The sequence below is a fragment of the Actinoallomurus acanthiterrae genome, assembly GCF_054775715.1.
The window spans coordinates 9,556,379-9,576,702 of sequence record NZ_BAAHCO010000001.1; the positions used below are offsets into that span (position 1 = coordinate 9,556,379).

At 71.8% G+C, this 20,324-nt stretch carries 13 protein-coding genes and 1 pseudogene; 4 read left to right on the forward strand and 10 right to left on the reverse strand.

Going from position 1 to position 20,324, the window contains the following annotated elements:
• Window positions 1-28 precede the first annotated feature (28 nt).
• Both ACYVF7_RS45000 and ACYVF7_RS45005 read right to left on the reverse strand, forming a co-directional pair.
• A complete protein-coding gene (locus ACYVF7_RS45000; protein ID WP_460352096.1) occupies window positions 29-1,798 on the reverse strand; it encodes an FtsX-like permease family protein in 1,770 nt (589 codons plus the stop codon).
• Between the two features lie 3 nt (window positions 1,799-1,801).
• Window positions 1,802-2,515 carry an ABC transporter ATP-binding protein gene (locus tag ACYVF7_RS45005; protein WP_460352097.1) on the reverse strand — a complete coding sequence of 238 codons (714 nt, stop codon included), beginning with the start codon at window positions 2,513-2,515 and terminating at the stop codon, window positions 1,802-1,804.
• 193 nt (window positions 2,516-2,708) lie between these two features.
• Between ACYVF7_RS45005 and ACYVF7_RS45010 the strand changes: the two genes are divergently transcribed.
• From ACYVF7_RS45010 to ACYVF7_RS45020, 3 genes are all read left to right on the forward strand, one after another.
• Window positions 2,709-4,256 carry a sensor histidine kinase gene (locus ACYVF7_RS45010; RefSeq protein WP_460352098.1) on the forward strand — a complete coding sequence of 516 codons (1,548 nt, stop codon included), beginning with the start codon at window positions 2,709-2,711 and terminating at the stop codon, window positions 4,254-4,256.
• A complete protein-coding gene (locus tag ACYVF7_RS45015; RefSeq protein WP_460352099.1) occupies window positions 4,247-4,891 on the forward strand; it encodes a response regulator in 645 nt (214 codons plus the stop codon). The genes ACYVF7_RS45010 and ACYVF7_RS45015 overlap by 10 nt, the downstream gene beginning before the upstream one ends.
• Window positions 4,892-5,371: 480 nt before the next feature.
• Complete coding sequence (locus tag ACYVF7_RS45020) at window positions 5,372-7,369, forward strand: S9 family peptidase (protein ID WP_460352100.1); 1,998 nt, start codon at window positions 5,372-5,374, stop codon at window positions 7,367-7,369.
• 92 nt (window positions 7,370-7,461) lie between these two features.
• Here ACYVF7_RS45020 and ACYVF7_RS45025 read toward each other — a convergent pair whose 3' ends face one another.
• Complete coding sequence (locus tag ACYVF7_RS45025; protein ID WP_460352101.1) at window positions 7,462-8,523, reverse strand: helix-turn-helix transcriptional regulator; 1,062 nt, start codon at window positions 8,521-8,523, stop codon at window positions 7,462-7,464.
• 142 nt (window positions 8,524-8,665) lie between these two features.
• Between ACYVF7_RS45025 and ACYVF7_RS45030 the strand changes: the two genes are divergently transcribed.
• Window positions 8,666-12,652, forward strand: a complete 3,987-nt coding sequence (locus ACYVF7_RS45030; RefSeq protein WP_460352102.1) for a S8 family serine peptidase — start codon at window positions 8,666-8,668, stop codon at window positions 12,650-12,652.
• A gap of 67 nt (window positions 12,653-12,719) precedes the next feature.
• On the opposite strand, the gene ACYVF7_RS45035 is transcribed toward ACYVF7_RS45030, so the two are convergent.
• From ACYVF7_RS45035 to recA, 7 genes and pseudogenes are all read right to left on the reverse strand, one after another.
• Window positions 12,720-12,962: a hypothetical protein gene (locus ACYVF7_RS45035; protein WP_460358657.1), complete on the reverse strand. Its 243-nt coding sequence runs from the start codon at window positions 12,960-12,962 to the stop codon at window positions 12,720-12,722.
• 121 nt (window positions 12,963-13,083) lie between these two features.
• A pseudogene (locus tag ACYVF7_RS45040) lies at window positions 13,084-13,647 on the reverse strand (maleylpyruvate isomerase family mycothiol-dependent enzyme); the annotation flags it as partial.
• On the reverse strand, window positions 13,644-14,636 hold the full coding sequence (locus ACYVF7_RS45045; protein WP_460352103.1) for a sigma-70 family RNA polymerase sigma factor: 993 nt from the start codon (window positions 14,634-14,636) through the stop codon (window positions 13,644-13,646). The pseudogene ACYVF7_RS45040 and the gene ACYVF7_RS45045, both read right to left, overlap by 4 nt.
• A 233-nt stretch (window positions 14,637-14,869) precedes the next feature.
• A complete protein-coding gene (locus tag ACYVF7_RS45050) occupies window positions 14,870-15,952 on the reverse strand; it encodes a trypsin-like serine peptidase (RefSeq protein ID WP_460352104.1) in 1,083 nt (360 codons plus the stop codon).
• 198 nt (window positions 15,953-16,150) lie between these two features.
• Window positions 16,151-17,731 carry a ribonuclease Y gene (gene rny / locus ACYVF7_RS45055; protein WP_460358468.1) on the reverse strand — a complete coding sequence of 527 codons (1,581 nt, stop codon included), beginning with the start codon at window positions 17,729-17,731 and terminating at the stop codon, window positions 16,151-16,153.
• A gap of 519 nt (window positions 17,732-18,250) precedes the next feature.
• On the reverse strand, window positions 18,251-19,048 hold the full coding sequence (gene recX / locus ACYVF7_RS45060; protein WP_460352105.1) for a recombination regulator RecX: 798 nt from the start codon (window positions 19,046-19,048) through the stop codon (window positions 18,251-18,253).
• A 58-nt stretch (window positions 19,049-19,106) separates the two neighbouring features.
• On the reverse strand, window positions 19,107-20,237 hold the full coding sequence (gene recA / locus ACYVF7_RS45065) for a recombinase RecA (RefSeq protein WP_460352106.1): 1,131 nt from the start codon (window positions 20,235-20,237) through the stop codon (window positions 19,107-19,109).
• Window positions 20,238-20,324 lie beyond the last annotated feature (87 nt).

A 20,324-nucleotide genomic window follows, 5' to 3' on the forward strand; every position in this document is an offset into this window, starting at 1 on the left:
GGGCCTGAACTGCCTGGACCGGGAAGGGTCAGAGTGTTTCGGCTGCGGGGTGGCGGGCGCCGATGCGGGCTGGGATGGCGGTGAGCCCGGCGACGGCGAGCACGGTTCCCACCAGGACGGCGAGGAGCCACCACAGGGGCGGGACGGTGAGGATGCCCTGCCTGAGGATCTTGTTGAGGAGGACGCCTGTGGGGATGCCGAGGGTGGTGCCGATCAGCGCGGGAAGGGCCTGGGCCGCGGTCAGTCCGGCGCTGACCTGCTGGGGGGTCGCACCGAGTGCGCGTGCCAGCGCCGACGAGCGTCTGGCGTCGAGGACCGTCGCCCAGGTGATGAAGAGCGTGTTGACGGCCGCCAGGATGACGAGCAGGACGGTGATCATCGCCATGACCTGGTTCATCCGGTCGATGCGGGGATTGTCGACCTCGGAGGAGAGGTGGTCGGCCAGGAAGGAGTAGTTGGTCAAGATCGCCACGATCCCGGTGACTGTGACGGCGATGCTGAGCACGTTCAGGATGCCGCGGCGGGGTCGGCGGGAGGCCAAGCGCAGGCCGAGGAGCAGCGGGATCGGTAGCCGTGCCGAGAGGGCGATCAGCCAGGCCCGGCGCCGGGGCGGGCGGGCGGCGTCGGTCAGCGCGGCGACTGTGCTGGTACGGGCGGCTCGGATGGCGGGAACGAGTGTCGCGGCCACCGCCACCGCCAGGGCGACGGTGACGACGAGCCCCATCGTGGACAGCGTGACCGATGGTGTGTCCGGAGTCCCGACCAGCCCTGCGCCCGCACTGGCGAACAGGGGAGCGGTCAGCCATCCGGCCACCAGCCCGGCCACCGCCGCCGACAACGCCAGGGCCAGATGCTCGGCCAGTAGTACGGCGGCGACCAGCCCGGGCGTGCCGCCGACCGCCTTGAGCAGTCCGACCCGACGGGTCTGCTCCACCATCCGGCGGCCGACCAGTACGGCGACCCCGGCCATCGCGAGCAGGCCGAACAACCAGCTGCCGACCTGCAGTACGAGCTGTTCGTTCTTTACCACCAGGTTGTCCACGTCCCTGATCTGCTGCCAGGACGATTCGGTGGCGGAGTCACTGGAGTGCGCGGCCACGAATGCCGGAGCCGCAGCGGGATCGGCAAGCTTCAGGTTGAGGAGATAGGACAGTGAATCGGGTGTGGTGGCCAGGCTCTGGGCGGCGGTCCGGGTGAGCCACACGAGGCCGGGTGAGGGGCTCCTCGAGCCGTTGAGCCATGATCTTGGGAGAACGGCGCAGCCGGTGTTGCAGAGGCTTGACGGGTAGGCCGGGATGGCGGCGGTGACGGCGGTGCCGACGATGTGGAATGTCCGCCCGCTCAAAGTGACCTGATCGCCGACGTGGACGCCGAGCGCGTCGGCGAAGCTGCGCTCGAACACCACCCCGCCCGCGCTCACCCAGCTGCCCTGTGTGAGCGTGGGCTGGTCGACGGCGGCCGGTGTCCGGTCGCGGCCTGCCGCCGTCACCGGCGTGGTGTGGCCACCGGCGTGGAGGATGGTCGAGGCGACCGGGTAGGGCCCGCTGTGGCCGGTGACGGCGGAGGCGTGGATCAGTGCGCCGGCGGACTGGCCGGGACGCATGCTGACCACCAGGTCCGGCCCGGCCGTCGCCGTCCGGGTGTGCTGGTAGGGCTTTTCGGTCACCCCGTAGAGGGCGAGTCCGACCGTCAGTGTGGTGGTGGTGACCGCGATCACCAGGAGGATCATTACGGCCTCGGTCGGGTGCCGCCGCAGGTCACGGGCGGCGAGCCGGAGAATCACCAGGATACGGCTCACGTCTCAGTCCCTCCGCGCCGCAAAGGCGCCGGTGGTTCCCCTGACCTCGCTCACGAGCACCCCGTCGCGCATCGAGATCAGCCGGTCCGCCGTGGCCCCGATCTGCGGGTCGTGGGTGACGATGACCAGCGTCTGCCCGGCTACCCGCAGGCTGTCGAACAGTGCGAGCACCTCCTGGGTGGCGGTGCTGTCGAGGTTGCCGGTGGGCTCGTCGGCCAGCAGGACCAGCGGGTCGGGGCTCAACGCGCGGGCGATCGCGACCCGCTGGCGCTGCCCGCCGGACAGCGCCGAGGGCAGGAAGCCGGTCCGGTCGGCCAGGCCGACGCTCCCCAGCAGTTCCAGGGCCCGCGCTCGTGCCGCTCGCGGCGAGCGTCCGGCCAGCAGCGCCGGGAGCTCGACGTTCTCCACGGCGGTGAGCTCCTCCATGAGGTGGAAGGACTGGAAGATGAAGCCGACGGCCTCGCGCCGGAGCTGCGCCAGGGCCCGTTCGCTCATCTGGTCGACGCGGCGTCCGGCCAGCTCGATCTCGCCCTCATCGGGTCGTTCCAGCCCGCCGAGCAGGTACAGCAGTGTCGACTTCCCGCAACCGCTTGGGCCCATCACCGCCAGCGTCTCGCCCTGGGTGACCTCCAGGTCGACGCCGTCCACAGCGTGGACCAGCCCTGCCGCCCTGCCGAACCTCTTGCGCAACCCGCGGGTGCGTAGTACCGGTGTCATGGTTTGTCCCTTCGCAGGGTCCGGTGTTCCCGAACCGACGATCACGCTAGGTAATGGACGATCCACGGCGATACACAGCTGGGTGGCATCTCGGAAGTGGAGCTAGGTACACCTCCACTTCGGCACTCAGGACCCCAGCAGGCCCGGTCGGTGGCCCTGCACAATGAACGGGACGAACCCGGCCAAGGAGAGCATGGTGAGTGGTGGATCGACCGCCCTGAACACGGGGGCGCCCCGGCACGGGATCGGTGCCGCTGCCCGCGGCCTGGCGTACGGCCTGGCGTTCTGTGGCCTGACGCTCGCCGGAGCCGCCATTCTGCTCGCGGCCCCGGCTCTGGTCTTGGACGTCCTGCTCCCTGGTGCGCCGCTCAGTGGTGGGCCGTCCAGCGGCGACCGCCTCCACCTGTGGCTAGGGCTGGTGGTCACGCTGGTTCCCTGCACCGCGTTGGGCGTGCGATGGGCCGCCGGTCGGGCCGGACCGACGGCGGGGGCCACCCTGCTGGTTCCCCCGGTTCTGACGATCGCCGCCATCCTGACCTACGGTGGCCCGCCGCCCGGTGGCGATCACGGAGCCGTGTGGCTGGCGATCCCCCTGGTCCTCTGCGGCGTGCTGGGCATCCGGTGGGTGGCGTGGGCGACCAGGTCACTGGTCGGTGCCTGCTGCGGCGTGCCCATCGCCGCTCCCTACCAGCCTGTTCCGGGCGCCAGGCAGATCGCCCGCTGGCTGCTCACCGACACCGCGACCGGGCGGGACCTCCTGTGGACGGCCGTGAACGCAGGCGGCGGCTGCGTCCTGGTCACCGCGCCGCCCGGGCTGATCCTCTACGGGCTGAGCGCCATCGCCGCGCTCGACACCCCCGTGCAGCACACACTCCGGCACACCCGGCCCCCTGTGCTCCCCGGACCACCTCTCCCGCCGCCGCCGTACACCGAGCGGCTCACCGACTGGCTGGCCACCCCGCTCAACCCCGGCGGCCTCACCGCCTGGCTCGCCATTCCGCTCGGTCTGGCCATGGTGGCGCTCGGGCTGTACCTCGGTCCGAGGCTGCTGCCGGTCTACGGCCGATTCGCCCGCTCGATGCTGGGGCCGAACCGCCATGCCGAACTGGCGTTGCGGGTCCGTCACCTCGCCCAGACCAGGTCTGACACCCTCGACTCCGGCGCGGCCGAGATGCGCCGGATCGAACGGGACCTGCACGACGGCGCGCAGGCGCGGCTGGTGGCGATGGGCATGACCCTGGACGCCGCTGAAGGACTCGTCGAGGCCAGCCCCGCCGCGGCGCGGGCACTGCTGACCGAGGCCAGGGACTCCTCGGTCAAAGCGCTCGAAGAGCTGCGCGACCTGGTCCGTGGCATCCACCCGCCGGTGCTGGCCGACCGCGGCCTGGTCGACGCGCTCCGGGCGCTGGCCCTGGACCTGCCGCTGCGGGTGGAGTTCTCCGGTGAACTGCCCGACCGGCCACCGGCGCCGGTCGAGTCAGCGGCGTACTTCGCGGTCAGCGAACTGCTGGCCAACGTGTCCAAGCACGCGGGCGCCACTCACGTGTGGATCGACGTCGGTTATGGTGGCGGAACGCTTCGGATCGGTGTCACCGACGACGGCCGTGGCGGTGCCGACCCCGCCCAGGGCACCGGTCTGCGCGGCCTGGAGCGGCGGCTCGCCGCCTTCGACGGTGTACTGGCCGTCAGTAGCCCGCCCGGCGGGCCCACCATGGTGAACCTGGAGATTCCGTGCGCGTAGTCATCGCCGAAGACCTCTTCCTGCTGAGGGACGGCATGACCCGCATGCTCCGGGCACACGGGCTGCGGGTCACCGCCGCCGTCGACAACGGACCCGATCTCCTCGCCGCCGTGGCGGCGGACAAGCCGGACGTGGCCATCGTGGACGTACGGCTCCCGCCCGGCTTCACCGACGAGGGCCTACGGGCCGCGCTGGAGGCCCGCCGCCAGGTGCCCGGCCTTCCGGTGCTGGTGCTGTCACAGTACGTCGAGCAGCTGTACGCCCGTGAGCTGCTGGCCGGAGGCACCGGCGGCATCGGCTACCTGCTCAAGGACAGGGTGCTGCGCAGCGCCGAGTTCGTCGATGCCGTCCGCCGAGTCGCCGCCGGCGGCACCGCGATGGACCCCGAAGTCATCGCGCGCCTGCTGGACCATAACTCCGCCACCGCTCCCATCGCCGCGCTCAGCCCGCGCGAACGCGAAGTGCTCGCCCAGATGGCGGAAGGCCGGTCCAACGCCGCCATCGCCCAGCGACTGGTCATCACCGAACGGGCCGTCGTCAAGCACACGGCCTCCATCTTCCTCAAGCTCGGCCTCCAGCCCTCCGACGACGACAACCGCAGGGTCCTCGCCGTCCTCGCCCACCTGAACCGCTGACCCTCCGCCGAAACGGCCTCATCCCACCCGTCTCGGCCGCCAGGGGGATGCTGATCGCCGCGCCCCAGGCGTATTCCCCAGGTCCAGCCCAGCGCAGCCCAGACCGCTCTGGGGAGGACCTCCGGAGCGGGGCGCGCTGGACCGGCAGGCGGTGATCCCGGCCACGTATCGGGACGTGCGATCTCCTGATCGCCGACCTGGCCGCTCCGGCCACGGGCGAACTCGCCCACGCTGAACTGGAAGAACTCCGCGAACAGTGGGCGACACCGCGCAGCCCGATGGACCGGGCGTGCGTCACCGGTGCGCCGACCCGATCCGACCCCGGCGCGGGCCTGTCCAGCGAGAGCCTGTCGGCGAGCTGAGCCGACGGAACACGGACGGGCCGGTGGTGATCCACCGGCCCGTTTGCGTTTCATGATCGTAGCTGTCAAGTCACCGTTCGAGGTCCCATCGGCGTCCTGTTTGCGAGACGATTCCGATATGACCGCTCGCGCTACCGCTCCCTATGGATCCTGGTCCTCTCCGATCTCCGCCGCCGACGTGGCCCGTGCGCGACTGCGGATCAGCTTTCCCACCATTCACGGTGATCGCGTGTGGTGGCAGGAGACCCGCCCGGAGAAGGGCGGCCGGACCACGATCGTGCGGTCCGGTGTCGATCTGCTGCCCGCGCCGTGGAACGCCCGCACGCGCGTGAACGAGTACGGCGGGCGGTCCTACCTCCCCCTCCCCGACGGGGACGTCGTCTTCGCCAACTATGAGGACCAGCGGCTCTACCGCCTCACCCCCGGTGAGCTGCCCCGGCCGTTGACGCCTGAGCCGGCCCAGCCCACCGGCCTGCGGTACGCCGACTTCGCCCTGGCCCCCGACGCGCAGCACGTCTGGTGCGTCTGTGAGGGCCACACGACCGGGGGCGTACGCCGGGCGATCGTCGCGGTGCCCGTCGACGGCGGCGCCGCCGACGACGCGCAGGCGATCCGGGAGCTCGTCAGCGGCGCCGACTTCTACGCGTTCCCCACGCCGTCGCCGGAGGGCGGCCACCTCGCCTGGATGCAGTGGAGCCACCCCCGGATGCCCTGGGACGGCACCGAGATCCGGGTCGCCGCCTTCGACGAGACCGGGTCGCTCGACCGGCCGCGTACGGTCAAGGGCGGCCTCAGCGAGTCCGCGCTCGCGCCGACCTGGCTGAGCGAGTCCCGGCTGTACGTCGTGTCGGACTGGCCGGGCTGGTGGAACCTCTACGAGGTCGGCCTGCACGGCGAGTCGCCGCAGGCGCTGTATCCGGCCGAGGAGGAGTTCGCCGGGCCGCTCTGGAACCTGGGCGGCCGCCCGTACGCCGTCCTGGACGACGGCCGGATCGCGGTGCTGCACGGCCAGGGCGACCAGCGGCTCGGCCTGTACGACCCGGAGACGGCCGAGCTGGTCGACTTCGACCTGCCCTACACCGACTGGAAGCCCCAGCTGTCCGGCGACGGGACGAGCATCGTCGGCATCGCGGGCGCCCCCGACATCCCGTGGTCGGTGGTCGTCGTGGACGCCGACAGCGGCGAGTCGAAGGTGCTGCGCAGCGAGCTCGACACCCCGCCCGAGGCGGCCTACCTGCCGCTGCCGCGCGCCCAGGAGCTCGAGGGCCCGTTCGGCCGCCCGGTGCACGCCTACGTCTACCCGCCGTCCAACCCGGGCTTCCAGGCGCCCGAGGGCGAGCTCCCGCCGTACGTCGTGTTCGTGCACGGCGGCCCGACCGACCACACGACCAGCGTGCTCGACCTGGAGATCGCCTACTTCACCAGCCGGGGCGTCGGCGTCATCGACGTCAACTACGGCGGCTCCACCGGCTACGGCCGCGCCTACCGGGAACGGCTGCGCCGCCAGTGGGGGGTCGTGGACGTCGAGGACAGCGTCGCGGCCGCCGAGGCGCTCATCCGCGGGGGCACCGCCGACCCCGAGCGGCTCGCCATCCGCGGCGGCAGCGCCGGCGGCTGGACCACGCTGTGCGCGGTGACGCACAGCGGCCTGTTCAAGGCCGGCACCTCCTACTTCGGCATCTCCGACCCGCAGAACTGGCTCAAGGAGACCCACGACTTCGAATCCACGTACCTGTACGGGCTGATCGGCCCGATCCCCGGCTTCGAGCGCACGTACGAGGAGCGCTCCCCGATCGCCCGCGCGTCCGAGGTGACCTGCCCCGTCCTGCTCCTGCAGGGACTGGACGACCCGGTCGTCGCCCCGGCGCAGTCGGAGCGGTTCGCCGAGGCGATGGCGCACAAGAAGATGCCCTACGCGTACCTGGCGTTCGAGGGAGAGTCGCACGGGTTCCGGCGGGCCGACACCGTCGTCGCCTGCCTGGAGGCCGAGCTCGCCTTCTACGGCCGGACCCTGGGGTTCGAGCCGAAGGACGTGCCCTCGATCGAGCTCACCGTCGGCCCGCCGAGCGGCACCGAGGAGGTCGCCGAGCCGGCCGACGCCCAGGCTACCGACTGACCCCCGCCGCCCCCGGACTCCGCCGTCGACGGCACCAGCGACGACTCGACCCTGTGCCACGCCCCGCGGTTCGCGGCACCGGCGGCGGTCGGTCAGCCGGTGCCGGGGCGATCCGGCCGGGTGGCGTCACCGGGTATCGGGGCGCGGGTGTCGTCGGCCGGGCGGGCGGTGGGCGGGGTCACCCATCCCTGGAAGGCCGCCTGCAGACCGGCCTGGAACCGTGTTCGCGCGCCGAGCCGGGTCATCAGATCCCGCACGCGGCGCTGCAGCGTGCGGTAGCTCAGGCCGACCTGCCGGCTGATCGCCTCATCGCCCAGGCCGGCCGTGAGCATCGCCACGAGCTGGGCCTCGAACGGCGTCGGGCCGGCCCCGGGTGCGTCGGCGGTGTCGTCGCCGGGCACCCGCAGGGGCAGTGCCAGCCGCCACAGCGTCTCGAACAGCGCGCACAGGGCGTCGAGTAGCTCCGAGGAGTGGACGATCGCGCAGCTCTCGATGGCCGAGGCGTCGATCCGCAGCGGCACGATGGCCAGCCGGTCGTCGGCGACCATCATCTTCATGGGAACGCCTGACATGACGCGCGCCTGCTCCCCCGCGGCGGCGATCGGCTCATGGTGCCCCTTCCACCATCCGTCCACCTCGAGGCTGGCGCGGTCGTAGACCGCCCGGTACACGATCCCTCGGCGGAGCATCTCGAGCTCGACCTGGTTGGGCAGGTGGGGCTGGTTCACGTACGGCGGGCGGTCGAAGACGAGGACCTCGTGACGGGCGCCGCGCTGCAGTTGCTCGGTCCGCTGCATCACCGCCTCGCGGCCCGCGACGATCTCGACCAGTTCGGCGGGGTGCCGGGTGCCCAGCGCCCGCTGGTACGTCTCGGCGAGCTGCCGCGCGGCGGCCCGGACGCGGCTGAGCTCCGCCTCGCGTTCGAGGACGAGGGTCTCCAGGGCGACGTCCGGAGGGGCGGCGATGTACTTCTCCAGCTGGCCGGACATCCGGCTCACCAGCCCCGCGTCCTCGAGCACGCGAAGTGAGGCCCTGACCTGCTGCGGAGACAGGCCGGCCGATGCCCCGAGCGCGTCGGTCGACGCTCCGGGCACCTCGATGAGGCTGCGGTAGACGGCCTCGTCCGCGGAATCCAGGCCGAGAGCATCCAGCACAAAGTCGATCTTGCCAGGGTTGACCGCTCAGCGGGCCAAAGCACGTCAATGACGTGAATGCGCCGCACTGTGGATCTTCCGCCTGCGACGTCACCACGGTGATCATCCAACTGCCCCACATCACCCCACGAAGGAGTTCCCGTTGAAGACTCTCCGCCGGCGCATACGCGTCACCACGGCGGCGGCGGGCGTCCTGCTGGTGGCCGTCGCGGCCCCCGCCCCGGTCTCCGCGGCCACCGCTTCGGCGGCGCCGACGACCGCGGCGCCGGTGCCCGGATCGCGTCCTCTCGCCAGTGCGTCGTCCGGCAAGCGGATCACCCTGATCACGGGAGACGTGGTCGCGTACGACGCCCATGCCGGCAAGGGCGAGGACGTGAAGGTCACCGCGGCGCGGCGTACGGACGGCAGGCCGGTGGGCTTCTTCCAGCGCCGGCAGGGAGACGCCCTGTACGTCATCCCGTCGGACGCGCTCGGTCTGATCGGCACCGGGCGGCTGGACAAGAGCCTGTTCGACGTCGCCTACCTGGCGCGGTCCGGCTATGCCGACGACGCGTCCGCGCGCATCCCGGTGATCGCGCAGTACGGCGGCGCGGTCCGGGACGCCAAGGCGCTGTCCCGGCAGGCCGACGCCCTGCCGGCCAACACCTCCTCCCGGCCGCTGACGGCGATCCACGGGGCCGCGTTCGGCGTGGCCAAGTCCGCGGTGCGGACGTTCTGGGACACGATCGCCCCCGCCGCCGGTGACGCACAGCCGAAGGCGCTGGCCGACGGGCTCAGCAAGATCTGGCTGGACCGCAAGGTGACCGTCACCCTGGACGAGAGCGTGCCGCAGATCGGCGCGCCCGAGGCCTGGAAGAAGGGCCTGGACGGCAAGGGCGTCAAGGTCGCGGTCGTCGACACGGGCATCGACCTGCACCACCCGGACTTCGCCGGCCGGATCGGCGACACGGCCAACTTCAGCGCCGAGAGCAGCGTTCAGGACGGCCACGGGCACGGCACGCACGTCGCCTCGATCATCGCCGGCAGCGGTGCGGCGTCGGGCGGCCGCTACAAGGGCGTCGCCCCGGGTGCCACGCTGCTGGCCGCCAAGGTCCTCGACAACCGCGGCAGCGGTGCCGACTCGCAGGTCATCGAGGGGATGCAGTGGGCGGCCGAGCACGGCGCCAAGGTGATCAGCATGAGCCTGGGCAGCGAGCCGACCGACGGAACCGACCCGGCGAGTCAGGCCGTCAACGATCTCACCCGACAGTACGGGGCGCTGTTCGTCATCGCCGCGGGCAACTCCGGTCCGCAGGCGGGGACCGTCGACTCGCCGGGCACCGCCGACGCCGCCCTCACCGTGGCCGCCGTCGACAAGCAGGACAAGCTCGCCGACTTCTCCAGCCGAGGCCCGCGCGTGGGCGACTTCGGTCTGAAGCCCGACATCGCGGCGCCCGGTGTGGACATCGTGGCCGCCCGTGCCGCCGGCACGAACATCGGTACCGCGGTGGACGCGAACTACACCACCCTCAGCGGAACCTCGATGGCAACGCCGCACGTGGCCGGCGCGGCGGCGATCCTCGCGCAGCAGCACCCGGACAAGTCCCCCGCGTGGCTCAAGTCCGTGCTCACCGGCACCGCCCGCGACGACGGCTACGGGACCTTCGAACAGGGCGCCGGCCGCGTCGACGTCGCGCAGGCCGTGACCGGGCAGGTGCACGCCGACGGCGACCTGAACTTCGGCCTGCTCTCCTACCCGCAGTCCGGGCCCGTGACCAAGACGATCACCTATGTCAACGACGGCGCTCAGCCCGTCACGCTCACCCTGGCCCTCACGCTCAAGGCGCACGCCGGCGGCACCCCGGACAAGGGGATGCTGTCCGCCGACCACGACACGGTGACCGTGCCCGCCGGCGGTTCGACGGCCGTCAAGGTCACGCTCGACCCGGCGAAGGGCCCGGCGACCTGGTATGAGGGCGCCGTCCGCGCCACCGGATCCGGCGTGCGCGTCACGACGGCGGTCGGCGCGTACGAAGAGGCCCGGAAGGTGAGGCTGAGCGGACACGTCATCCCGCCCGACGGTGCCACGGACCTGACGTACAGCGGCTGGGCCTTCATGCGCGTCGACGGTCGCGACGACCTCGACTACGGCGTGAGCATGGACGCGGGCCAGGACGCCGCCGCCGACGTCTACCCCGGCGCCTTCACCCTCACCACCTACGTCACCTGGCGGGACGCCGACCACCGGATCAACTCCGCGCTGGTCACCGCCCCGGAGGTCGACGCGGACCACGACACCGCCGTGACACTCGACCTCCGCAAGGCGCGGAAGGTCAGCGTACGGACGCCCAGGCCGACGGAGGGCTACGCCGCGGAGTTCGGCCTCCGGCGGGTCCCGGCGACCGGGACCGGCTACCTGACGCTGACCGCCGATATGCCGTACGGCTCGCTGAACATGTGGATGCTGCCGACGAGGAAGGTCACCCAGGGCACCTTCCTGGCGTTCAGCCAGCACCTGCTCGGTGCCCCGCCGGTCACCATGCGGGGACAGTGGCGCGGAGCACCGGCCCTGCACCCGGAGTACCAGCCGTACTGGAAGGACCAGTCCGGCGCGGTGCCCATGCTGAACGGCCGCCTCCGCCTTCCCGTGGTCGACGGCGGCCGCGGAAGCGCGGCGGACCTCCACGACGTTCGCGGGAAGCTCGTCCTGCTGTCCCTCGACGACATCTGCACCACCACCTGTACGGCCGACGCCCTCGACCGCGTCAAGAACGCCGCGCAGGCCGGGGCAGCCGGCGTCCTCGGCTTCGGTGGCACCGCACGGTCGTTCTTCGACCCGGCACGGGCGTGGCCGCTGTACCCGATCCCGACGATGAGCCTGACCGCCGAGGAGGGCCGGGCGCTGCTCACCGCCGTACGCGCGGGCAAGGCCGACGTCGACGTCACGGGCGTTCCGAACACGCCGTACGTCTACTCGCTGAAGTTCTACGAGAACGGCCGCGTCCCGGACCGCCTCCGCTACTCGGTGAGCGGGAAGGACCTCGTCGAGACCGCCGACAGGTTCCACCTCGACCGTACGGGACGCGTCGACGAGACCTGGTACGCGACGCACCGCGGCGAACCCGGCTCCCCCGGCGACCTCGACCTCGACTCTCCCGCTCCCGGCAGCCGCACCGAGTACGTCGGCCCCGTCTCACCGGACGTGCTCTGGCAGCGCGACGTGGCGTTCACCTACGACGACCCTGGCGGGGACTACAACCACCGCAACGGACGGCAGTACACCTACGTCGACGCGTACACCAGGCCGGGCCACCGGACGGCGGACTGGGGCGCCCAGCCCGTCGTCCCCGGCGACGACCCGCCGACGGCGAGCCTCAACGCGAATTTCCCCGGCTCCCGGCAGTGCTTCCCCTGCCGCACCGGTGACCTGCTCGTCACGGCTCTGCCCGTGGTCGGCGCCGGCTCCGCGTCGAGCGGCAAGAGCGCCTTCTCGTGGAGCGCGAACGGAGTCTCGCAGTACGGCGGGAAGGACGAGCAGCACCTCTACCGCGCCGACGGCACCGAGGTGCCGCTCGTCGAGCAGAAGGCCATCCTGGGGATCTTCGCCTTCCCCGTGCCCACCTTCACCCTGCCCGAGGGCGAGGCCTCATACCGGCTCACCGACAAGTACCACACCCCGAACCCGCTCCAGCGATACGCCACCGACGTCGAGACGGCGTGGACGTTCCGCTCGGCGCGGCCGAAGGGAGGGATGACCTCCCTGCAGGACGGCCTGTGCGTGGGCTGGCTCGTGACCCAGGCCATCAAGCCCTGCGCGCCGATGCGCACCCTCAACCTGCGGTACGACCTGGGCCTCGATCTGGACAACCGGCTGCCGCGCGGCACACACAAGATCCGGATCGGCGGCTACCACGGCTCATTCGGCGACTCCGGTGCCCAGCTCACCCGCCTGAAGCTGTGGGCCACCTTCGACGACGGCGCCCACTGGACGCAGGTCCCGACGAGGGCCGAGGGATCCGGGTTCACGGCGGCGATCACCAACCCCGCGGCCGGGGCGGGCCGGGACGCGGTCGGGCTACGCGTGCAGGCGACTGACAGCGAAGGCAACACCATCGACCAGACGACCCACCAGGCCTACGGCCTCAAGTAGCGTCGACGGCACCGCGGGGCGGCCGGGTCCGGCCGCCCCGCGGAAGGCCGATTCGGCGGTGCGGGGATCAGAGGGTTCCGGCCGGAGACGGACCGGGCGCTTCCCGCATCTGCGGCGGCAGGGCGAGGTCGCCCGGGTGCGGAATGCTCGCCTGTGCCTTCGACGGGGACAAGAGCCCGGGCACCACCCCGACGAGCGCCATCACGGCCGCCACCACCATCGCGTACCGGAACCCGTGCATGAACGACGCCGACGACGTGTAGCCGCCGTAGTGGGAGAAGACCGCCGCGAGGACCGCGACGCCGAACACGCCGCCGATCGATCATTAAAGACCAGAATCGTGACTGAAACTCATCGATCGTCGCGGAGGAACTGCCGGCGTGCCGGTTTGCCGGCCGCATCCATGCCGACGGGGCTGCGGCCGAGGAAGGCGATGAGCCGGTCGCTCGGGCCGGCCACGGTGCCGCGACGGGCGCCGCGAACAGCGGGTGACGCAGGCCGTCGTCGACCACCAGCGGTGACAACGTCAGCAGGTCGACGGCCAGCTCGGCCGGAATCGGCCGATCGCTGCCGCAGGCCACGGAGATGTCCCACCCGTGCACCGCGATCTCGATGGCACCGGTGATCGCGACGAGCTCGGCCGCGATCGGATGCCCGGCCACGACGATCCGGTGACGGGGGTGACTTGCCGCCGTCCAGGCGTGCAGGAGCCGTCGTGTACCGCCTCGGAAGGCGGCCACGAGGCGGTCGGCCGCCGGATCGCCCTCGCGGTCCTCGTCCTCCGCCTCGGACGGGACCAGGTCCACGCGGCCGAGCTCGATCCCCTCCAGCATCGCGTCGACCGAGTCATTGACGTGCCGGAGCAGCGCGTGGACGTCCCAGCCCGCGCAGGGCGTCGGACGAGACAGGCATCCGGCCCCGACCGCCTCCATGCTCTCCAGGCCGTAGCGGACCGCCCGCTCCAGCAGTTCGGCCGGACGGCTCGGCGGCGTCATGCGCTCGCGGGCACGCCGGCGCCGTCAAGGGTGACCGGCAGGCCGAAGGAGCCGAAGAGGCCGGGGTCGTTGAACGAGATGATCCGCGAGATCCTCATGTCGGTGATGGTCAGCACCTGCACGGCGTGCGCCTGGTAGGCGCCGTCGTCCGCGCGCCGGTATACCGCGGCCGCGGGCTGCCCGTTGGCCGTGACGCGGACCATGCGGGTCACGCCGGGGCCGGCGAAGACCTTCGCCGCGATGAACCGGCCGACCGCCGCACGGCCGGTGAACCACGTCGTGTTCGGAGGCATCTCCAAAGCGACGTCAGCGCGCAGCAGCCGAATGAGGGCGCTGATGTCGGCGTTCTCGAAGGCCGACATGTACTGGTCGAGCAGCGCTCGGTGACGGGGCTCGGCGGGCTCGGCGAGTTCGTCCTCCACCGGCGCCATCCGTTCGAGCTGGGCCCGCGCGCGTTGCAGCGCGCTGTTGACCGCGGCCGTCGTCGTGCCGAGCAGGTCGGCGACCTCCGCCGCCCGCCAGGCCAGCACGTCACGCAGGATCAGCACGGCCCGCTGCTTCGCGGGCAGATGCTGCAGCGCGGCGATGATCGCGAGCCGGACGCTGCCGCGGGACGCGACGATCACGGCCGGATCGGCCGTCGACGGGTCGCCCAGCGGGTCGGGCAGGGGCTGCACCCACTCGACTCCCGGCAACGCCGGGTACAGAGGCTCGCCCGGGTCGTCGCTCGGCTCGCCGAGGCCGGACGGCAGCAGGCGGCGGCTCCGATGCTCCAGCGCGGTCAGGCAGGCGCTGGTCGCGATCCGGTAGAGCCAGAAGCGCAGCGACGAGCGCCCTTCGAAGTTCTCGTACGACCGCCAGGCACGCAGATAGGTCTCCTGCACCAGGTCCTCAGCGTCGTGGAACAAGCCGAGCATGCGGTAGCAATGGACCAGCAGCTCAGGCCGGAATGGATCCGCCAGGCGGATGAGCTCCTCGCTGCTCGGCATCACCGCCACCTCTCCGCGTCCGATACGCCGTCGATGATCCGCTCGTGTGACCAGCCGATGGCGACCGCGCAACCCTGCCGCTCCCCTGGTCTCCGGTATGCCCTCACCTAATAAAGACCCGGCGGGCGGGCGAAACTCATCGCGCGTGGTTCAGGGCGGCGAGCATGTGCCGGACCCCGTCGCGGCGGACGTGGATGGCGCGCGCCGGGAGGCGCTCACCCGCGCCCTCGCCGTCAGCCCAGCTTCTCGGCCCGGGCCCGGAGCGCGGCGACGTCGTCGTCGAACTGCGCGGAGTAGGAGCGATCGTGGCGCCGGCCTCCGGCGTGGTAGCCGCCGACGATGCCGATCACCCATCCCTGCCGCTGATGGGGGTCGTACCTCCACAGCCACGGGCTGCCGCTCGTACCTCCGTAGAAACCGCCGCAGGCGAAGGTGTTCTGCCAGCGGAACCGCCTGCGGGCCACCGTGTCGCAGTAGATCGGCCGGTCCGCGGCGGAGTAGTGCAGGGTGGGGTAGCCGATGACGCGAATGGCGGCCGGGAGACGGACGTTCGGGGCGAGCCGGTTGGCCCCGGTCACGTCGGCGATGTCATGGCCGGCCCGATCGCGGCGCAGGGTGACGAAGCCGAAGTCCTCGTCGACGTCGCCTCGGCGGGTCCAGCCCTCCGGGACGTAGAGGCGTTTCGCCGTCCAGACGCCGTACGGCGCGCGGGTCCGTTCGTACCCCGGGACGAAGGCCAGGTGGGAATGGGAGTTCGCCCGGCGCCGGTCGTGGTCGTACGCGTCGAGGCAGTGCGCGGCGGTCAGCAGCAGGTTGCGCCGCGCGCTGCGGATCACGCTCGCCGTGCAGAAGTGGTCCCGTGCCCGCCGGGAGGTGAAGAACAGCACCCCGACCGACGGCACCCCGTGGAACGCGTGCGCGACCCGGCCCGCCGCCGAGGCACGCGCGGCGACGTGTTCGCGCGGCGATGCCTCCGTGTCCTCCCCGGCGGGCGTCGCAGCGGCCATCCGCGCCGGCGTCCAGTACAGCTCCGTCGCCAGCGCCTCGATCGCGGACACCTCGCGAACCGGCGCTTCCGGCACCGGCGCCTGCCGGACCCGCGCTTCCCGAATCGGTGCCTTCCGGACCGGCGCCTCCAAGATCGGCGCATCCAGGACCGGTGCCTCCCGGACCCGCGCTTCCCGGACCGGTGCCTTCCGGACCGGTGCCTTCCGGACCGGCAGACCTCGGGCGGGGGGCGCGTACAGGACGGGCGACACGGCTCCGAGCACGATCGCCGTCGTCACCCCGGCGCGCAACGCGCGCGTGCAGCCCATATCCGCACATCCCGTCCCGGCGGAACAACGCCCCCGTCGATAATCCGCGTGCAAGGACCTACGGCAACGTACTAACGGCACGAGGACGGAGCAAGGATCACCGCTGGTGCCGCGGAACATCGGCCGGTCCGGCTCCGAGCGGCCCAGGCGGCCCGCAGCCGATCCCGCCGGTGCCGCCGGGCCCCGGCCGGGCGGCCCTCAGCGGGCGAACTCGGTGGCGCGCGACTCGCGGACGACGGTGATCCGGATCTGACCGGGGTAGGTCAGCTCCTCCTCCACCTGCTTGGCGATGTCGTGCGCGATGACCTGCGCCTGCAGGTCGTCCACCGCGTCCGGGCGCACCATCACCCGGATCTCGCGGCCGGCCTGCATGGCGAAGACCTTCTCGACGCCCTCGCGCGTCGTCGCGATCTCCTCGAGGCGTTCCAGCCGCTTGACGTACGCCTCCAGGGACTCCCGCCGGGCGCCCGGGCGGCCCCCGCTGATGGCGTCCGCCGCCTGGGTCAGCACCGCCTCGACCGTGCGCACCTCGACCTCGTTGTGGTGCGCCTCGATGGCGTGCACGACGTCCTCGTCCTCGCCGTACCGCCGGGCGATCTCCGCGCCGATGAGCGCGTGGCTGCCCTCGACCTCGTGCGTCAGCGCCTTGCCGATGTCGTGCAGCAGCGTGCAGCGCCTCAGCAGCGGCACCGGCAGCTTCAGCTCGGCCGCCATGATCCCGGCCAGGTGCGCAGACTCGATCAGGTGTGCCAGGACGTTCTGCCCGTACGACGTGCGGTACCGCAGCCGGCCGAGCAACGTGATCAGCTCCGGGTGCATGTCGGTGAGGCCGAGCTCCACCAGGGCGTCCTCACCGGCGCGTACGCACAGCTGCTCGACCTCGGTCTTGCTGTGCTCGTAGATCTCCTCGATCCGCTGCGGGTGGATCCGCCCGTCGAGGACGAGCTTCTCCAGCGTGAGGCGGCCCACCTCGCGGCGTACGGGGTCGAAGCAGCTGAGCAGCACGGCTTCGGGAGTGTCGTCGATGATGAGGTTCACGCCGGTCGTCGTCTCGAACGAACGGATGTTCCGGCCCTCCCGGCCGATGATGCGGCCCTTCATCTCCTCACTGGGCAGATGCAGCACCGACACCACCGACTCGGCGGTCTGTTCGCTCGCCACCCGCTGGATCGCCAGCGTGACGATCTTGCGGGCGCGCTTCTCGCCCTCTTCGCGCGCCTCGTTCTCGATCTCGCGGGTGACCAGCACGGCCTCGCGCTTGGCCTGGTTCTCGATCAGGGAGACGAGCTCGGTCTTGGCCTGTTCGGAGGTGAGCCCGGCGGCCTGCTCCAGTACCCGCTGCCGCTCCTCGTCGAGCCGGTCGAGTTCGGCGCGGCGTTCCTTGAGCCCCTGCTTCGTGTCGGCCAGCTCGCGGGCCCGCTCCTCGAGGCGGCGCACCTCGCCGTCCAGCCGTTGCTCCCGCTCGGCGAGCCGGGCCTCGCGGCGTTCCAGGTCCTCCCGGAGTGCCCGCAGGTCCTCCTTGAGCGACTTGATCTCGTCCTCGACCTCGGACCGGGCCGTCGCGGACGCCTCGCGGGCCTTGACCTCCGCGTCGCTGACGATCTCCTGGGCGTCGGCGCGGGCCTTGGCCACGATCTCGTCGGCGCCCCGCTGCGCGTCGACCTGTTCCTCGTTGACGGCGACCCTGCGCGCGGCGGCGTCGAGACGGCGTAGCACGACGAGGACGAGGACGGCGAGCGCCAGGATCACGACCAGTGCCGCACCTATCACGACGTACATCACGGCGCTGACCCCTTTCCTCGACGCTGCGCCACCAGGGGGCACCCGGTGCCGGCGATGCGACGCGAGGGGTTACGGACACGCGATGCGGTCTCACCGGGACGGCCGCGACCGGCGCCTCCGGGCGAGCGCCGGACGCGCAGGATCAAAGGGGGCTCCGGACCGTTCCAGAACCCTGCTATGCGAACCACCGGCATCGGCGAGCCGGGGACACAACACCTTTCACGTGGTCGAACGCGGTCAGTCCTATGGCAATCCGCACTGCGCGGAGTAACACCTCACTGCGGTAACCGTAAGCGGCCAAGAGGTAATGGGCAAGGAAAGACCACGCGTTCCGGACGATTCGCTAGATCTTTCTTGTCACGGTCCATGTCACGGGCATGTCAGGGACGGGGTACCCCTGACAGTGCTCCGACTCGTCGGCCAGACGAGCGGTGAAGGCGTAGGGCCGGTGGCGGCCGCACGCGTCGACCGGCCCCACCGGGGACGGCGAACGCCGCGACGACGGCACGCGGACGATCAGTCGTCAAAGGACAGGTCAGGAAGGTCGTCGGCGCCCTCGGCCTCGAGCGCCTCACGGACCACGCGGTACGCGAGACCCCCGGAGTAGCCCTTGCGCGCGAGCATGCCCATCAGCCGCCGGGTGCGCTTGACCGGATCCAGGCCCCGGGTGCCCGGCAGTCTGCGGGCGACGAGCTCGCGGGCCGCCGCCTCCTCCTGCTCCGGGCCGAGCTCCTCCACCGCCTCGCTGACCGTCTCGTCGGCGACGCCGCGCCGCCGCAGCTCGGCCGCGAGCGCCCGCCGGGCCAGCCCGCGACCGGCGTGGCGTGACTCCACCCAGGCCCGCGCGAAGGCCGCGTCGTCGATCAGCCCGACCTCGGAGTAACGGCTCAGCACTCGCTCGGCGACGTCGTCGGGCACGCCCTTGCGGCGCAACGCGTCGGCGAGCTGCGCCCGGGTCTTCGGGGCGAACGACAGCTGCCGCAGGCAGATCTCGCGCGCCACCGCCTCGGGGTCGGCGGGCGGCCCCTGCGCCGCCGCGCTCCCGGGCGTCGGCCCCTCGGGCGTCGGCCCCTCGGGAAAGCGCCCAGTCGCGGATCCTTCGCCGGAGCGCCCGGACGTCGCCCCCGTGGGACGGCGCCCTCGTCTCCGGCCCCGCCGCGCCGATCCGCCGCGGGCGGACTCGCCGCCGCCGTCGTCGTCCTGAGCGGTGGCGGCGTCACCAGGGAAGATCTCCGCGCCGGAATCGGCCCGTCGCGGAGCGGGACGCCGCCACCCCTCAGGAGTGTTCGCGGAACGCTCGTCAGGAGCGCTCATGAGACACCCCACACATCACGGGTCGGCCCCTCGGGTCCTTCCGAAGGACGACCCGGGATCACACGTCTCCCGGCTTCGGGGTCTTCGCCGCCCGCTTGGCCGGTGCGGGCTTGGCCGCAGCCGCCGATGCCGCCGCCGACGCGGCCGCCGCCGGAGCCGCGGGAGCGCCCGCCGGCTCGGCCTCGGCGTCGAGCCGCGGACCCACGCCGAGCTTCTCCTTGATCTTCTTCTCGATCTCGTCGGCGATGTCCGGGTTCTCCTTGAGGAACCGCCGGGCGTTCTCCTTGCCCTGACCGAGCTGGTCGTTCTCGTAGGTGTACCAGGCGCCGGACTTGCGCACGAAGCCGTGCTCGACGCCCATGTCGATCAGGCCGCCCTCGCGGCTGATGCCGACGCCGTAGAGGATGTCGAAGTCGGCCACCTTGAACGGCGGGGCCATCTTGTTCTTGACGACCTTGACGCGGGTGCGGTTGCCGACCGCGTCCGTGCCGTCCTTCATCGTCTCGATCCGCCGCACGTCCAGCCGCACCGACGCGTAGAACTTCAGCGCCTTGCCACCGGTGGTCGTCTCCGGCGAGCCGAACATGACGCCGACCTTTTCCCGCAGCTGGTTGATGAAGACCGCGGTGGTCTTGGTCTGGTTGATGGCGCCGGTGAGCTTGCGGAGGGCCTGGGACATGAGGCGGGCCTGGAGGCCGACGTGGCTGTCGCCCATCTCGCCCTCGATCTCCGCGCGGGGCACGAGGGCCGCGACGGAGTCGATGACGACGACGTCGATCGCGCCGGAGCGGATCAGCATGTCGGTGATCTCGAGGGCCTGCTCACCCGTGTCGGGCTGGGAGACAAGGAGGGCGTCGATGTCGACGCCGATCTTCTTCGCGTACTCGGGGTCGAGCGCGTGCTCGGCGTCGACGAACGCGGCGATGCCGCCCGCCTTCTGCGCGCTGGCCACGGCGTGCAGGGCGAGGGACGTCTTACCGGAGGACTCCGGACCGTAGATCTCGACCACGCGGCCGCGCGGGTAACCGCCGATGCCCAGGGCGACGTCGAGGGCGATCGAACCGGACGGGATCACCTCTACCGGGGGGCGCCCCTCCTGGCCCAGCCGCATGACGGAACCCTTGCCGAACTGCCGCTCGATCTGCGCGAGCGCCGCTTCGAGGGCCTTCTCGCGATCGTTTGCTGCCATGTGAGGTGTCCCTGTCGGGTCGGTGCCTGCTGTTGTCGGGAGCGACGTTACGGGGACCCGCCGACATTTTTCGAGGGCCCGGCCACC

Coding starts and splice junctions, on each gene's coding strand:
- ACYVF7_RS45005 (WP_460352097.1), bottom strand. CDS start 2,515: ATGACACCGGTACTACGCACCCGCGGGTTGCGCAAGAGGTTCGGCAGG.
- ACYVF7_RS45010 (WP_460352098.1), top strand. CDS start 2,709: ATGGTGAGTGGTGGATCGACCGCCCTGAACACGGGGGCGCCCCGGCAC.
- ACYVF7_RS45020 (WP_460352100.1), top strand. CDS start 5,372: ATGACCGCTCGCGCTACCGCTCCCTATGGATCCTGGTCCTCTCCGATC.
- ACYVF7_RS45045 (WP_460352103.1), bottom strand. CDS start 14,636: ATGCCGAGCAGCGAGGAGCTCATCCGCCTGGCGGATCCATTCCGGCCT.
- ACYVF7_RS45050 (WP_460352104.1), bottom strand. CDS start 15,952: ATGGGCTGCACGCGCGCGTTGCGCGCCGGGGTGACGACGGCGATCGTG.
- rny (WP_460358468.1), bottom strand. CDS start 17,731: ATGTACGTCGTGATAGGTGCGGCACTGGTCGTGATCCTGGCGCTCGCC.
- recX (WP_460352105.1), bottom strand. CDS start 19,048: ATGAGCGCTCCTGACGAGCGTTCCGCGAACACTCCTGAGGGGTGGCGG.
- recA (WP_460352106.1), bottom strand. CDS start 20,237: ATGGCAGCAAACGATCGCGAGAAGGCCCTCGAAGCGGCGCTCGCGCAG.